Origin of the sequence: Streptococcus sp. NLN76, assembly GCF_015686645.1 — a bacterium.
In the GTDB taxonomy this organism is placed as follows: domain Bacteria; phylum Bacillota; class Bacilli; order Lactobacillales; family Streptococcaceae; genus Streptococcus.
The window spans coordinates 52,295-67,239 of sequence record NZ_JADPMS010000005.1; the positions used below are offsets into that span (position 1 = coordinate 52,295).

General features: G+C 43.7%; 15 protein-coding genes and 1 pseudogene. 1 reads left to right on the plus strand and 15 read right to left on the minus strand.

The features are described 5' to 3' along the window. Positions 1–62: 62 nt before the first annotated feature. Genes I1A59_RS01880 through I1A59_RS01890 form a run of 3 tightly spaced genes read right to left on the minus strand, consistent with a single transcriptional unit; the run spans position 63 to position 3,648 of the window. On the minus strand, positions 63–2,000 hold the full coding sequence (locus tag I1A59_RS01880; RefSeq protein ID WP_196091132.1) for a fructose-specific PTS transporter subunit EIIC: 1,938 nt from the start codon (positions 1,998–2,000) through the stop codon (positions 63–65). Then, on the minus strand, positions 1,997–2,908 hold the full coding sequence (gene pfkB / locus I1A59_RS01885) for a 1-phosphofructokinase (RefSeq protein WP_196091133.1): 912 nt from the start codon (positions 2,906–2,908) through the stop codon (positions 1,997–1,999). The genes I1A59_RS01880 and pfkB overlap by 4 nt, the downstream gene beginning before the upstream one ends. Next, positions 2,905–3,648: a DeoR/GlpR family DNA-binding transcription regulator gene (locus I1A59_RS01890; protein ID WP_196091148.1), complete on the minus strand. Its 744-nt coding sequence runs from the start codon at positions 3,646–3,648 to the stop codon at positions 2,905–2,907. The genes pfkB and I1A59_RS01890 overlap by 4 nt, the downstream gene beginning before the upstream one ends. Positions 3,649–4,105: 457 nt before the next feature. Here I1A59_RS01890 and I1A59_RS01895 point away from each other — a divergent pair, with 457 nt between their 5' ends. Further along, a complete protein-coding gene (locus I1A59_RS01895) occupies positions 4,106–5,074 on the plus strand; it encodes an NAD(P)/FAD-dependent oxidoreductase (RefSeq protein ID WP_196091134.1) in 969 nt (322 codons plus the stop codon). Positions 5,075–5,113: 39 nt separating this feature from the next. Here I1A59_RS01895 and I1A59_RS01900 read toward each other — a convergent pair whose 3' ends face one another. The 12 genes and pseudogenes from I1A59_RS01900 to I1A59_RS01950 form a co-directional block, all read right to left on the minus strand. Beyond that, entirely contained in the window at positions 5,114–6,022 is a 909-nt protein-coding gene (locus tag I1A59_RS01900) for a restriction endonuclease (protein WP_196091135.1), read from the minus strand. Between the two features lie 22 nt (positions 6,023–6,044). Then, a complete protein-coding gene (locus I1A59_RS01905; RefSeq protein WP_196091136.1) occupies positions 6,045–6,275 on the minus strand; it encodes a hypothetical protein in 231 nt (76 codons plus the stop codon). A 139-nt stretch (positions 6,276–6,414) separates the two neighbouring features. Next, the gene (locus I1A59_RS01910) at positions 6,415–7,251 is read right to left on the minus strand and encodes a metallophosphoesterase family protein (RefSeq protein WP_196091137.1); all 837 of its coding nucleotides are present in this window, start codon (positions 7,249–7,251) and stop codon (positions 6,415–6,417) included. After that, a complete protein-coding gene (gene whiA / locus I1A59_RS01915; RefSeq protein ID WP_196091138.1) occupies positions 7,248–8,165 on the minus strand; it encodes a DNA-binding protein WhiA in 918 nt (305 codons plus the stop codon). Before whiA ends, I1A59_RS01910 begins: the two co-directional genes overlap by 4 nt. 18 nt (positions 8,166–8,183) lie before the next feature. Further along, positions 8,184–9,158, minus strand: a complete 975-nt coding sequence (locus I1A59_RS01920; RefSeq protein WP_196091139.1) for a YvcK family protein — start codon at positions 9,156–9,158, stop codon at positions 8,184–8,186. Continuing rightward, positions 9,155–10,045, minus strand: a complete 891-nt coding sequence (gene rapZ / locus I1A59_RS01925; protein ID WP_196091140.1) for an RNase adapter RapZ — start codon at positions 10,043–10,045, stop codon at positions 9,155–9,157. Before rapZ ends, I1A59_RS01920 begins: the two co-directional genes overlap by 4 nt. Positions 10,046–10,214: 169 nt before the next feature. Further along, positions 10,215–11,561, minus strand: a complete 1,347-nt coding sequence (gene asnS / locus I1A59_RS01930) for an asparagine--tRNA ligase (protein ID WP_196091141.1) — start codon at positions 11,559–11,561, stop codon at positions 10,215–10,217. Between the two features lie 10 nt (positions 11,562–11,571). Beyond that, complete coding sequence (locus I1A59_RS01935; RefSeq protein WP_196091149.1) at positions 11,572–12,723, minus strand: pyridoxal phosphate-dependent aminotransferase; 1,152 nt, start codon at positions 12,721–12,723, stop codon at positions 11,572–11,574. A gap of 23 nt (positions 12,724–12,746) precedes the next feature. Continuing rightward, on the minus strand, positions 12,747–13,235 hold the full coding sequence (locus I1A59_RS01940; protein WP_196091142.1) for a DUF5590 domain-containing protein: 489 nt from the start codon (positions 13,233–13,235) through the stop codon (positions 12,747–12,749). A 346-nt stretch (positions 13,236–13,581) separates the two neighbouring features. Continuing rightward, a pseudogene (locus tag I1A59_RS09585) lies at positions 13,582–13,845 on the minus strand (type II toxin-antitoxin system RelE/ParE family toxin). Next, positions 13,842–14,057, minus strand: coding sequence for a DUF6290 family protein (locus I1A59_RS01945; protein ID WP_196091143.1), 216 nt, complete (start codon positions 14,055–14,057; stop codon positions 13,842–13,844). The pseudogene I1A59_RS09585 and the gene I1A59_RS01945 overlap by 4 nt, the downstream one beginning before the upstream one ends. A 398-nt stretch (positions 14,058–14,455) precedes the next feature. Continuing rightward, on the minus strand, positions 14,456–14,945 hold a 490-nt coding region (locus I1A59_RS01950), incomplete at its 5' end, for a UPF0236 family protein (RefSeq protein ID WP_196091144.1).

A 14,945-nucleotide genomic window follows, 5' to 3' on the forward strand; every position in this document is an offset into this window, starting at 1 on the left:
ATATTATGTTTTCTATTTATGAAAAAATGACCTTTCTTTTCAGAAAAGTCATTTTCCCATTTTTAATTTGTTTTTTTCAAGTATCCATATAGGAAACCGGAAACCACTGCTCCAATAAGGATAAAGACAAGATAAAGGAATGGGTTTGAAGTAAGGGCAACGACGAAGATTCCTCCATGAGGTGCCATTAGCTTTATTCCTGCAAGACCAACTAATCCTCCAGCAAGAGCGGAACCGGCCACGAAGCTTGGAATAGCGCGTGCTGGATCAGCTGCCGCAAATGGAATGGCACCTTCTGTAATAAAGGATAGACCCATGATAATATTGGTCAAACCAGAGTTGCGTTCTTCCTCACTAAATTTATTTTTAAAGAGCAAGGTAGCCACAAAGATGGCCAATGGTGGAACCATACCACCTGCCATGACAGCAGCCATCACTACGGAACCGCCTGTAGCCACACTAGCTGCCAAGGTACCCGTACCAAAGATGTATGCAGCCTTATTGAATGGTCCACCCATATCGATGGCCATCATACCACCAACCACAAGCCCTACAAGGACCGCTGAGCTGCCTGATAAGCCTTCCAAGAAATTGTTCAGACCAGTGTTAATCGCCGCCATAGGAATATTGACAAAGAGCATCAGGAAGCCAGTCAAACCAATTCCCAAAAGTGGGAAAAGCAGAATAGACTTGATTCCTTCCAAGGAACGTGGCAAGTTGGCCAAGGCTTTTTTCAAGAAGTTTACAACGTAACCGGCCAAGAATCCACCTACCAAAGCTCCAAGGAAACCTGAGGAAACTCCGCTTAGGGCTAGGCTAGCCTCTCCACCAGCAGCGAAGGGAACGTGGCCCCAAGCCGCACCTGAGGATGCCAAAGCACCCGCCACAAATCCGGCTGCCAAGCCAGGTTTTTCCGCAATGGAATAAGCAATATAACCAGCCAAAACTGGAAGCATGAAGCCAAAGGCTGCTCCACCGATTTCCTTAAATAAGGCAGAAATTTGATGGTAAGAACCAAGGCTAGCCAATTGATCTTGAGGTACACCCAACATTTGGTCAAAGAGGAAGGCCAAGGCAATCAGAATCCCCCCACCGATCACAAATGGCAACATCTGACTAACCCCACTCATCAAGTGTTTGTAGAGGTTCGAACCACCAGAGGAGGCAGCTGAAGGAGCCGCTTCTGGACTAGCTTCATAGACAGGAGTTGCTGGGTCCAAGGCCAACTGAATCAATTCTTCTGTTTTACGAATACCATCTGCAACAGGACGGTTCACAAGTGGTTTGCCGGCAAAACGAGCCATTTCAACAGCCTTATCTGCAGCAATGATAACTCCCTTAGCACGCGCAATGTCATCAGCTGTCAAAGCATTTCCAACTCCACTGGCACCATTGGTTTCAACTTTAATACCAATGCCCATCTCAGCGGCTTGTTTTTGCAACGCTTCTTGAGCCATGTAAGTGTGTGCAATACCAGTTGTACAAGCGGTTACCGCAACCAAGAAATCTGCATCTTGATCAACTTCAGCCACTGTTGCTGCATCCGCTTCTTCTTTTTCATCGAAGAGGGCTAGCACTTGTTCAGGACTAGATACCTGACGCAACTGTTCTGCAAATCCATCTTGCAACAAATATTTGGACAAATCAGCAAGAGCAGCTAAGTGAGTGTCGTTAGCACCTTCTGGAGCCGCAATCATGAAGAAAAGATTGGTTGGCTGACCATCCAGACTTTCATAGTCCAAACCAGCAGCAGACTTGGCAAAAAGAACAACCGCCTCTTTCACAGCTGCATTTTTACTATGCGGCATGGCAATACCGTCTCCAAGTCCTGTTGACGTTTGCGCTTCACGGGCCATAATGCCGTCTTTGAAAACTTGGAAATCCGTAACATATCCATGATCCACCAAGGACTGAATCATTTCATCAATCGCTGCTTCCTTGCTTTGAGCTTGCAAATCCAGCAGCATCACTTCTGGCTTCAATAAATCTTGAATTTTCATCTTTTTTCTACCTCCACTTGTTGGTACATTTCTTGAATATAGGCGGCGCTTGCTAAATCATCTGAGAAAGTTGTAGCTGTACCACAGGCCACCCCCCATTTGAAGGCTTCCAGGGCATCTCCGGTTTCCGCATAAGCACCCGTAAAGCCAGCTACCATTGAATCTCCTGCCCCCACAGAATTTTTCACCACTCCTTTGATCGGCTTGGCGAAGTATGCTTCATCTGCGGTTACTAGCAAGGCACCATCACCAGCCATCGAAATAATCACATGCTGAGCCCCTGCCTGAATGAGTTTTTCAGCATATTCTTGAATTTCATCTAAATCCTTCAACTTCTTCCCATAAATGGCTCCCAATTCATGATTATTGGGTTTAACCAAAAGAGGTTGATGGTCCAGCGAATCAATCAGAGTCTGACCTTCAAAATCGCAGACAACTCCTGCACCGGTCTCTCGGGTAAGGGCAATCAAATCTTTGTAAATGGCATTGCCAAGATTGGCTGGGCTAGACCCTGCAAATACGACCGTGTCGTCTGCAGATACGCTAGATAACAGTGCTTTTAAGTCTTCCAAGGAATCCGTATCAATGTCTGGACCAGGACCATTGATTTCTGTTTCCTGATCCGCTTTTACCTTGACATTTATCCGTGTATCCCCAGCTACTTGGATAAAGCTATGAGCAATTCCTTCCTGGTCTAAAACATCTGTGATAAAACGACCTGTAAAACCTCCAATAAAACCGGTGGCTTTGTTGGTTTTCCCCAAACGTTGAAGGACCCGACTCACATTAATTCCCTTACCACCCGCAAATTTATCATCCGATTGCATACGATTAACGTGACCAAGATCCAGTTGATCCAGACGGACAATAAAATCAATGGAGGGATTGAGTGTTACTGTATAAATCATACTTCAAGTACCTCTGTTTTCTCTACTAATCGTTTCACGAGAGAAGAGTTTGACTCTGACGTCACGATGGTTGCTGTCTCAACTCCTGCAACTTTTACAAAAGCAGTCTGATAGTATTTGGAAGGATCTACCAAGACATAGACCTTTGATGTATTCTGAAGGACAGCCTTTTTAAGCGCCGCTTCTTCAGGGTCTGGTGTGTAGAACCAATCTTGGTCTAACCCATTCATTCCCACGAAAGCTCGATCAAAATTCAAAGCTTGAACCTGTTCCAAAGCCGACGCGCCGATACAAGCATCAGTCGTCTCTTTAATCTGCCCCCCGATCATCAGGGTCGGCACATGTAAATCAACCAAGCGAGCAGCATGGTGAATCGAATTGGTCACTACCCGAATGGATTTTTGAGCCAAGCCTTCAATTAAAAAGGCAGTCGTTGTCCCAGCATCCAAAAAAATCGTTTCTCCATCTAGGACCTGCTTTAAAGCACCGTTAGCAATCGCTTGCTTTTCAGGAACATGCTTGATGGCTTTCTCCTGCATACTTTCTTCCTTGGAAAGAAAGCGGAGGTGTTCAGCCCCACCATGAACCCGTTTCAACAAGCCTTGACTTTCCAGCTCAGCCAAATCACGCCGAATGGTCGATTCTGACGTTTGCAATAACTCTTGCAGAAAGTCTAAACTGACAAAGCCTTGACCTCTTAATTCTTCACGAATTCGATGATGACGTTCTTCTTTTAGAATAAGACTTCCTCCTTATGAAATCGATTACAAAAACTATTATACTCTAAAAATTTTCAATGTCAATCAATTTCAGTCAAAAACTTTCATTTGTCTTCCTCCAATTACTCACCCCACTTACCAAATGCCTCTTCCCAACCTCTCGTTGGTGGTATCCATAACTTCAGACAACTCAAAAAGAACCAGCTGACAATATGGGATAATCCAACTTTTTTCTCAAACACTATGGTTTAAATTGACAAAACAAACTATTACAAGTAGTATGGAGATACATAAGAAATAGCTTTCGGGCAAGCTCAAGGGCCCCGATTGCGAATTGCATCTCCATTTAGAGGTGCTTTTTTGCTCAAAGAATTTTAAAACAACAGATGATTGGTGTCTTGTTTTAGAAAGAGTATTTCTTTTCATTTTTTGTTAAAATAAAAAAAGAACCCGTAGAAATAAAGAAAAAGGAGATCTCATGTCTGAGATTTATGACATTACCATTATTGGCGGTGGCCCCGTAGGCCTCTTTGCTGCCTTCTATGCCAACCTCCGAGAAGCCAAAGTCAAACTCATTGATTCCTTAGAACAGCTAGGAGGGCAACCAGCCATCCTCTACCCCGAAAAAACCATTCTCGATCTACCAGGTTTTCCCTCCATCACAGGACAAGGTTTAACGGAGAACCTGATCGCCCAACTGAGTACATTTGAAACTGAAATCTGTTTAGGCGAAACCTTATTGGAAATAGAACACGAGACTGATTACTATCGACTTGTCACAAGCAAAGCGGAACATCTGTCAAAAACGGTCATTATCGCCATGGGTGGCGGAGCCTTTAAAGCTCGTCCTTTAGATATTGAAGGTGCAGAGAATTTTGACAATGTTCACTACCATGTTCAAAGTATGGAGCAATTCAAGGATAAAAAAGTAGCCATTCTTGGAGGTGGAGATTCTGCAGTCGACTGGGCTTTGGCCTTTGAAAAAATTGCGGACACAACCCTCATCCATCGCCGAGACAACTTCCGAGCCCTGGAACATTCCGTCACCAACCTCAAGGCCTCCCAGGTCCAAATCAAGACCCCTTATATCCCATACGGACTTGAAGGAAAAGATGGCAAAGCCACCCACTTGCATGTAGCCCACAGCAAAAGTAAAGAAACTCACCCCATCGAGGTTGATCACATTTTTGTGAACTATGGATTTAAATCATCAATCGGAAATCTCAAGGAGTGGGACTTAGAGCTTGAGCGAAATAAAATCGTAGTCAATACTAAGCTCGAAACCAACCGTCCTGGTATCTATGCCATCGGAGATTGCTGCACCTATCCTGGTAAGGCAGCTATGATTGCAACAGGATTCGGAGAAGCCCCTACTGCTATCAATAACGCAGTACATTTCATCGATCCCAAACAAAAAGTCCAACCCAAACACTCCACAAGTATGTAAAATGAAGACTCCCCTGACCACACAAAATCAGGGGAGTTTTTAATCTTCAAAGAAGTCACTATCTAACTTCTTTAAATGAAAAGTATTTTCAATTGAAACACCAAGATCATGGTCAATCATAAACTGAGCTAAAGAAGAACCATCTACAAGAACAATTTTGGCATTTAGATTTTTTTCTGCGAATTCAATGGCGCCTTTTGTGTAGGATGAAGTCGTTATAAAGAGGCCTTTTTTGGCCCCATGTCCAGCTAAGGCCCCAACAAAAGACTGGAGTTCCTTTCTTCCAACTTTATTCCTCTCCTGATAGCGTTTAGCTTGGATATAGATTGATTCAAAACCAAGTGGATCACCACTAATAATCCCATCAATTCCCTCATCATTGGAGGCTTTCTGCCAATTTCCTGTTGGGCCAGGAATGCCATACCCCATCTTGACCAATAGTTCAAGCACAAGTCGTTCAAATCGATAAGGATCCATACGGTAAAGCTCCGCTAGAAGCTCTTCTTTTAATGTCTGGTTGTATTCTTGATATGCCTGCTCCAAGACTTCTCGTGGAGAAGTATCCTTAATTGCAACTCCAGTGTCCGAAGGGCTCCCTTTTGAAGGGCGACTTTGTTTAAAAGTCTTAAATTCAGGAAAGGAGAGCAACACCATTTCATTGATTTCATCAAATTTCGCTAATAAATCCGTTCCTCTTTGAGTGATTTGAAACCGACCGCGATCGGGACTAGAGATCACAAGTGCTTTCTTTAGATAGGTGGTCGCCCAGCCCACCCGGGAATCCAAAATTGTTTGGTTACCACTAGCCAACAGGGCCTGCTGAGCTTCTAAATCCAGTTTAAAGTCTTCTATCACTGCTTGTTTCAGTTCTTTTTTCGAATGGATCTCTCCATCCTTTAAGATCCTCAAGATAACCGTATAGAGATCCGAATATTTTGGGTTCTCCATGCTCGTCCTTTCCACATATCATTCACTTTTTCTTTTTCCTTTTTCCATGTTTAGAATAGGAAAAGCCAGCTAGGGTCTGGATGCTGGTTGTCAAATGCCATTTTTGGCAATCCTTGCAATGGTAGACCTTGCTGAAGTCGATTCCATACCTCTGTTTAGAATACAGCAAACCGATTTCAGCATCCATTTTTGTCAGATAAGGCACTTTCCCAGAGGGACAGTGTTGGGCATTCACGACTTTCCGTTTTGCCAAAAACCTTTGCCTCTTCGTTTTCACCATGATTTTTCCTCCTAATACCAACAGGGAGCCGGATTTCGTGCCCACTGTTTAACTATTTTTACTATTAGTTGGAATAGAAATAATCATGAATAGGTTTTACATTCAAAAGCTGTCAAAATTGGATTCCAAAATAATCTTCCACTTCTTGTTGCGTGCCCATTTTTTGATGGTAAGAAATCAGATAGTCTGGATCATTACTGAGTCGTATGCCTGTTTTCATTAAATGTTGGTAAAAATCAAAATAAGGAATGTGAGCATCTAAAGCCCGTTTGATTTCCAGATCAAAATCGTAAGCAACCTTCCGAAAATCGATCTGGGCAAGACCTGATTCATCGATGTCGAGTAAGAGATATTGGGCCCGTAAGTCTTGACGCAAGGTGTCCCATGGAAAGTAAGGTTGCCCAACGGATCCAGGATTTAAAACCAATTGACCTTCTTTCGTATAGTGAAGACCCTGAACATGGCTATGGGCAAAGATGGCAACATCTGCTTCATCTTCCGCAAACAAGGCTTTCAAATCCGCTTGTTCAAAAGGTGGGACCAGGTCACGACCCCAATTCTTTTTGGGCAGGTGATGAGAAAGATTAAAGCGTAAAGGCCCAACTTTTCGATGAAGATAGATGGATCTGCTTTGAATTTCTTGGCGATGAGAATCATTCAAGAAGGTATCCAAATGTAGGCTCTGCCGATAGACAAACAAATCTAAAGGAGTCTTCCGAGGATAGAGACCAGCCCTGGCATGCAGATAAGAGTCCTCCCAATTCCCTCGAAGACGGACAGTATAGGGGAGACTAGCCAGTCGTTCAAGAATCTCCAGGTGAGAGGGGCCTGGCATAAGCTCATCCCCCATAAGCCAGTACTCTTCAATCCCAAGGGCTTGAGTTTCCGCTACTACTGCCTCTAGGCCAGTGAGATTGCCATGGATATCTCCTAAAACAGCAACTTTCAATCGGGTATCTCCTCCGCAATTTTATTGAGCTTCCGCAATCGGTGGTTGAGTCCACTTTTGGTGAGGGGAGTGGGAAGGCTGTCAGCTAGTTCTTGGAGGGAGTAATCGGGATGGGCAATCCGAAAGCGGGCCACTTCCTGCAGTTCAGGGCTCAAGCTTTCCAGCCCTACATGATCCATAATTTTACTGATATTGTTAATGGTTTTCATGCTGGCTTTGACAGTTCGGGCAATATTGGCAGTTTCTGCATTGGTAGCCCGATTGAGATCGTTGCGCGTTTCCCGCATCAGTTTGATTTCCCCCAGTTGTTCCATAGCTTCCAAGGCTCCAATAATGATGAGGAAGTCCATTAAATCTTCCGCTCGCTGGATGTAGGTGATAGCCCCTCTTTTTCTTTCTAACACCTTAGCATCCAAAAGGAAATCCTGCATGAGTTGCCGCAAATCTTGGGCATGATCCACATAAACGGAAGCGATCTCCAGTTGGTATTGACCGGAATCTGGGTCACGCATACTGCCACTGGCAAGGAAGGACCCACGTAAATAAGCACGCGCCGCATCATCGTGGTCCATAATGGAAACTGGTAGACCAGTCTCCTGCTCAAAAAAAGCAGGTGAAAGCCCTAAAATATCCAACAAATCCTTGACCCCATGATCCATAAATACCGTGTAAACTCGGTTCTTGCGGAGATTGGTTTTCTGACGGTGACGGATATCCGACTTTATATCAAACCATTCCAAGAGAAATTCATAGATAAAACGAGCCACCTTGGCATTTTCAGTCGTAACAGAGAGAGTTAGACCTTCCCGACTCAAGCCCAAACTTCCAGAAAGTTTAATGAGGGCCGCTAATTCAGCCGGGTGACGCTCCGAGAGGGCGAGTATTTCCTCCTTGATTTTACTGGTAAAACTCATGAAAGCGCCCTCCTTTCTTTAGTGTTTGTGACTGGTGATTTTCATGATCTCTTCCACAACTAAATCACCATCGTGGAAGGCTCCTTTTTTTTCTAAGAGGAGAAAATTAGAAGAAATAACCCGTGGTACCTGGCTAGCCAAGTCCGCAAAATCGTGTTCAACTTGAACCAGGTACTCGTCAAATTCGTGGTCATTCATGTAGTCTTGAGGCACTTGGTCGACATTGACTAAAACGGTATCAATAAAGGCTTGACCCAAGTGCTTGTGAAGAACCCGGACATGCTGTCCATCTGTAAAATGCTCCGTCTCCCCTTTTTGGGTCATGATATTGCAGATATAGACAATCTCCGCCTTGGTATCCTTCAAGGCCTGACCAATTTCTTCAATCATAATGTTGGGTAAGATAGACGTAAAAAGAGAACCTGGACCCAAAATAACCATGTCACTTTCTAAAATGGCTTCCACCACATTGCGACTAGCCTTGGGTTTAGAATCATCGTAGGTGTTGGTCACGTAGACATGATCAATCATGCCTCCATGCTCGGCAATATGACTTTCCCCCGCTACCTCGGTCCCATCGTCAAAAACCGCATGCAGGGTCAAAGCCCGTTCACTAGAAGGATAAATGGTTCCGGTTGTATGGAGTAACTTGGTCAAGAGTTGCATGGCATGGTAGGTAGAACCTTGCATTTCTGCAATCCCTGCAATAATCAGATTCCCCAAGGGATGGCCCGCAAATGGACCGTCATCATCCGCAAAACGGTATTGGAAAATCTTTTCATACAGTTTGGGCATATCCGACATAGCCAAAAGCACATTGCGTAGATCTCCAGGAGGGGTCAGCTGCATATCCTCACGGAGTTTACCAGAACTCCCCCCATCATCGGCTACCGTGACCACAGCCGTTATGTCAACGTCTTGTTTTCGGAGGCTATTCAGAATAACCGAGATTCCAGTCCCACCTCCGATAACTGTAATTCGCTGTTTTCTCATGAACGGTTAACCGTTTCCTTTCTTCTATCCTTGTCCCGATGACTGACCCGGACATTCCAATTTTTGGCCAAATCATCCGCTAACCGACGGGCGAAGGCGACACTGCGGTGTTGTCCACCCGTACAGCCGATCGCAATCGTCAATACGGACTTGCCCTCCTTCTGGTAACCCGGCAAGATTGGGTTCAAGAGGTTGAGCAAGTTCTGGTAAAAATCTTCCGATTCTGGTTGTTCCATGACAAAATCATAAACCGGTTGGTCTAGTCCAGTTTGATTCCGCAACTCTACTTGGTAATAGGGATTGGGGAGGAAGCGAACATCAAAAGCTAGATCAGCATCCATCGGCAAGCCATACTTAAAACCAAAACTCATAACCTCCACACGGAAGGCTTGTTCAAAATCTTGGTCCGCAAAATGTTGGGCTAGGAGCTTGCGTAATTCACGAGGCGTTAATTCGGTCGTATCAACAACATTCTGGCTCATGCTCTTCAGGGGAGCCAAGAGCTCACGCTCACGCTTAATGCCGTCCATGATACGCCCATCGGCAGCCAGTGGATGGCTCCGGCGTGTTTCCTTATAGCGGGCAACCAACTCCTTGTCGGCCGCATCCAAGAATAGAATTTTGAAATCTAAATCTTCCCGATCCTCCAGCTCATCCAAAACCTCTTGAATGTCCTTGAAAAACGAACGGCTTCGCATGTCAATCACCAGTGCCATCCGTTTTTGTTCCACAGAACCATCGACCAAGGTCAACAATTTTGGCAATAAGGCAGGGGGCATATTGTCGATTGTAAAATAACCCAAATCTTCAAAGGATTGAATAGCCACAGTTTTCCCTGCTCCACTCATTCCAGTCACTACCACCAGTTGCAATTTCTCTTTCATCAAACAACCTCCACTTTCGAAAAATGAGGCTTGGACTTCAGCCCAGCCTCTTTCAGTTGTGTAGTCTTTTAGTTTGCTTTTAGTACAAGGCAGCGAGTCGCAGACAGTACTGAAGTACGGCAAGAGGAGCTAACACAGTAATAAAAGATAAACTAAAAGAGTATAATCGTCTTTATGGACGCAAACGATGCAGCATCCGTGGGAATGGAATGGCTTCACGAATATGCTTGGTACCAGCTACAAAGGTAACCATCCGTTCAATTCCGATACCGAATCCACCGTGAGGCACGGAACCATATTTACGAAGGTCGAGGTAGAATTCGTATTCGGATTTATCCATTCCTAGCTCATCCATTTTAACTACAAGGGCATCGTAATCATCTTCACGAAGAGAGCCCCCAATAATTTCGCCATATCCTTCTGGTGCCAACAAGTCTGCACAAAGAACACGTTCTGGATTACCAGGAACTGGCTTCATATAGAAAGCTTTAATAGCTGCTGGATAATTGGTCACAAAGGTTGGCACCCCAAAGTGGTTTGAAATCCAAGTTTCATGAGGTGAACCAAAGTCATCTCCGTGCTCCAAGTGCTCATAATCTGTATCTTCATCCTGTTCATGAGCCTGAAGCAAGTCAATCGCTTCATCATAGCTAACCCGTTTAAATGGTTCAGCAATGTAACGTTTTAGAAGATCAACATCCCGTTCTAAGATTTCTAAGGCCTGTGGCGCACGATCCAAGACACCTTGAATCAACGCTTTAACATAGGCTTCTTGCAAGTCCAGAGATTCTTCATGTGAAAGGAAAGAATACTCCGCATCCATCATCCAGAATTCTGTCAAGTGACGACGTGTTTTGGATTTTTCAGCCCGGAAAACAGGCCCAAAGTCAAAGACACGCCCCAGGGCCATGGCTCCAGCCTCAAGGTAAAGCTGTCCAGACTGACTCAAGTAAGCCGTATTGCCAAAGTAGTCTGTTTCAAACAACTCCGTAGAATCTTCCGCAGCATTTCCTGACAGGATTGGGCTATCAAATTTAATGAAACCGTTTTGATCAAAGAACTCATACGTCGCATAAATAATGGCATTCCGAATTTGCATGATCGCCATTTGCTTGCGTGAACGCAACCAGAGATGACGGTGGTCCATCAAGAAATCTGTTCCATGTTCTTTGGGGGTGATTGGATAATCCACAGAATGGCCAATGACCTTTAGGTCTGTAATATCTAATTCATAACCGAATTTAGAACGCTCATCTTCTTTGACAATTCCTTTAACTTCAACAGAGGTTTCCTGGCTAAGTTTTTTAATGGTATCAAATTTAGCAGCCCCTTCCTCTTCACCAAATGTCTCAAGGAAATTTGGTTTAAAGGCAACAGCTTGGAAATAAGCCGTACCGTCCCGTAATTGTAAAAAGGCAATTTTCCCTTTTCCGGATTTATTGGCAACCCAAGCTCCAATTGTTACTTCTTGACCCACATGGTCTTTCACATCAACGATGGATACATACTTTTTAGACATAAACGTTCCTTTACAAATTCATATAGTGTTCTAAGCGTCTTACCGCTTCTTTTAAAGTCTCTAAATCTGTCGCATAACTCAAACGAACATGATGAGGACTACCAAAGGCATCTCCTGAAACCAGGGCCACCCCTATCGTTTCCAAAATATCATTAGTAAAGTCTGAAACCTTGGAAAAACCTTTTCGTTTCATAGCTTCCTTAACATTTGGGAAAAAGTAGAAGGCACCCTCAGGTTTAGCCACACGGAAACCTGGGACCTGATTCAAGAGCGGATAAATGGTATTGAGACGGTCCTCAAAGGCTTCTCTCATCTTCTCAGCATCTTCTTGCGACCCCGTCAAAGCAGCAATCGCCGCATATTGGGCCACAGTCGTAGGGTTAGAGGTCAATTGACTGGTTAGTTTCCCCATGGCCTGAATCAGTTCTTGTGGTCCAACTGCAAACCCAATCCGCCAGCCGGTCATGGCATAGGTCTTGGAAACACCTGTAATGACGACTGTTTGCTGCTGGATCTCTGGCGAAAGACTAGAGATTGGAACAAACTCGGCCTGATTATACACCAGACGACTATAAATATCATCAGCTAAAATCAACACCTTACGCTTGATGGCCCAGTTGCCAATGGCTTCCAATTCCTCTCTTGTATAAAGGTTGCCGGTTGGATTGGAAGGGTTATTCAGGAGTAGAACCTTGACACGATCATTCCACAATTCTTCTAATTGAGAGACCCCAATTTTGAAGTTCTGATCTTCCTTCCCCTCTACAAAGACTACCTGCCCTTGAGCTAAGGCTACTTGATCCGCATAAGAAACCCAGTAAGGAGTTGGGACCATGACTTGATCTCCTGGATTCAAAACTGCGAAGAAAAAGGCTGCCAAAGCCATCTTGGCTCCAGTGGTCACCAACACTTGAGAGGGCTCAACAGAATAGCCATAATACTGAGACATATAGCCCTGCATGGCTTCTTTCAAAGTAGGTAAGCCAGAAGCTGGGGTATAAAAGGAAGCCTTCCCAGAATCAATGGCTTCCTTAGCTGCTTTGGCAATAGACTCGGGAGTCGTAAAATCCGGTTCCCCCAACGTCAAAGAGAGAATATCTCGTCCTGCCGCTGCTAACTCTTTAGCCTTGGCATCCGCAGCTAAAGTAGCACTTTCTTCCATATATTTAACACGATCTGATAACACTAGGCTCCCTCCTTCCTTACGAGTTTCTTTTCTTGAAAATCAATCAGATAATAGGTCGTTCCTGACCGAACTTCCCAAACAACTTTTCCCTGATCATAACCCAGGCGGCTTGCCTGAATGGAATCTGCTCCCGCTTCAGCAGCTAGATTTTCTGCTTCACTGCGGCTAGCTCCCTGATTTAAGTCAACCAAGGCGACTTGCTCTTGTTTGGAGTTCAGAATCAGCGCTTGTTCTTGACCCGCTGCATTTTTTCCGAAAACCGTTGTATAGGATTCCTGTCCATTAAAGACTTCGACAGTTTCAATTTCCCTAAAACCGGCCACTTCCTGGGCACGGATTTGGGCATTGGACATTCGCACATCCTGAGTTTTGGTTCCTAAATCAATCAGGTAAAGGCTGGAAAAACAGATGATCGACAAGACCGCAAAAATCCCAAGGAAAAACTGCCCTTTGGGAAAATAGGGCTCTAAATAGACTATTTTTTTCACCTTCTCATTATACACCAAAATCGCCTATTTTTACACATTTTTACAAATCCTTACAAACTGGTACTGATTATTGCGTAATCAAATTGATTAAACAGATTTTTACATTTTTCATTGATTCTTTGATGACTTTTACCAGCTTGGTCACCTTGTTTTGATCTATTTCTGTCCTAATTTTCTTACGCGATTGAGATCCTTAGGTATTTCAAAGACAAAATAAAAGCCGCATGGAATTCCATACGGTTTTATTTTAAGGAGACCTATAAAAGCTCAGGCTTTTGCTCAAATTAGACTGTTGAAATCCAATTAAATCAATGTTTGAATTTTCCAGACATTGGTTAGAGGGGCCTTAATAAATATCTCGACGATGACCTATCGAAAATATTTCAATGACAACTTCATCATCATATATTTGAGCCAAAATTCTATAATTTCCTACACGGTATCACCACTCTCCTGAATGATTAGCCGTCAACCCTTTTCCGTGTAAGCGTGGATTATCCGTATGAGCAATATTGTTGTCAATCCATGATAAGATTGAATTTCTTGTAAAGGGATCAAGTTTCTTTAACTGCTTAACTGCTTTTGACGTGTAGGTTAGCTTGTAAATCATAACCCAAACTCCGCCATCAAATCCTCATGCGATATTCTAACCCCATCATCATCTTCCATAGCTTGGCGTAAAATAGCTAAATCATACTCATCCTCAATACGTTCTAACATTGATTGGCGTGCAAACTCAGAGATGGTTAACCCGTGTACTTTTAAATAGTTCTTGATCAAGTTAGAATCTTCATCATTGATACGTAATGTCATGGTTGCCATATTTAACACCTCCTTTTAATACATTGTATTCAAATGTTTTTTAGATGTCAACTATTAACAAGCTTATGTATGTGTCAAGTTATTCTCGGAAATTTGAAAAATCAGTCTCAAATCTAGGACGTGCGTGAATTTCAGTTTGCAAAATTGCAAAAACACATAAATATCAATGTCATTCAAATTGAATGATTCAGTAAGTCAATCTCCACCTTATCGTTCTCAGTGTTTCTAATATGCAGGTCTTCATATTAGGTAGTGCGGACGTGAGCAGCCTCCTACGGAGTCTCATCACTAGATTTCGAGCCAAGGTCTCGAAATCTCCGTCATTTAGCAGTTGTTTCTCAACTGCTAATGATTCCACTACGGTATGAAGACCTGCTTCTTTATTCCTTCCGAACGATCTAAAATAAACTCGATAAGCGTCCCATAGCTGAACTCTTGGGACCATACACTGGTATGGTTGCCTGTGGAATAGTGTGCTCTTTGTGTTTCATAACCTTTAGGGCTTTTGAAGCACTCATAGCTATTTCCTCGCTAAAGACTGGCTCCGAAACTGTAGCTCTGTACAATCTCTCAAACTCCCCATTGCGAATACTTACTAAGAGAGTTGTCATGTTTTCAGCACCTTGTCTTGTCCAATTTCGTCCCTGCTTTTTCATACGATTTGTATAAAAGCGATGTCCACTTTCGCAAACACCCACACCATCACTTACTGGCAAATTTCTATCTTTTAGTGGCCGAATCCAGCACCAATTCCGAGTTAGATAAGCTCGAACTTCACTCAAACGCTCAAGGTGCTCCTCCTGTTCAAGATAGGACTCTGTAGTATCTAGCAATAGCTCTACACGCTCATAATCATAAGCCTTAACTGCTTGTCGTAATTCCTTTTGA

Bases quoted from the DNA above. Each gene is read 5' to 3' on its own strand.
- I1A59_RS01880 (WP_196091132.1), bottom strand. From the start codon at position 2,000: ATGAAAATTCAAGATTTATTGAAGCCAGAAGTGATGCTGCTGGATTTG.
- pfkB (WP_196091133.1), bottom strand. From the start codon at position 2,908: ATGATTTATACAGTAACACTCAATCCCTCCATTGATTTTATTGTCCGT.
- I1A59_RS01895 (WP_196091134.1), top strand. From the start codon at position 4,106: ATGTCTGAGATTTATGACATTACCATTATTGGCGGTGGCCCCGTAGGC.
- I1A59_RS01900 (WP_196091135.1), bottom strand. From the start codon at position 6,022: ATGGAGAACCCAAAATATTCGGATCTCTATACGGTTATCTTGAGGATC.
- whiA (WP_196091138.1), bottom strand. From the start codon at position 8,165: ATGAGTTTTACCAGTAAAATCAAGGAGGAAATACTCGCCCTCTCGGAG.
- I1A59_RS01920 (WP_196091139.1), bottom strand. From the start codon at position 9,158: ATGAGAAAACAGCGAATTACAGTTATCGGAGGTGGGACTGGAATCTCG.
- asnS (WP_196091141.1), bottom strand. From the start codon at position 11,561: ATGTCTAAAAAGTATGTATCCATCGTTGATGTGAAAGACCATGTGGGT.
- I1A59_RS01935 (WP_196091149.1), bottom strand. From the start codon at position 12,723: ATGGAAGAAAGTGCTACTTTAGCTGCGGATGCCAAGGCTAAAGAGTTA.
- I1A59_RS01945 (WP_196091143.1), bottom strand. From the start codon at position 14,057: ATGGCAACCATGACATTACGTATCAATGATGAAGATTCTAACTTGATC.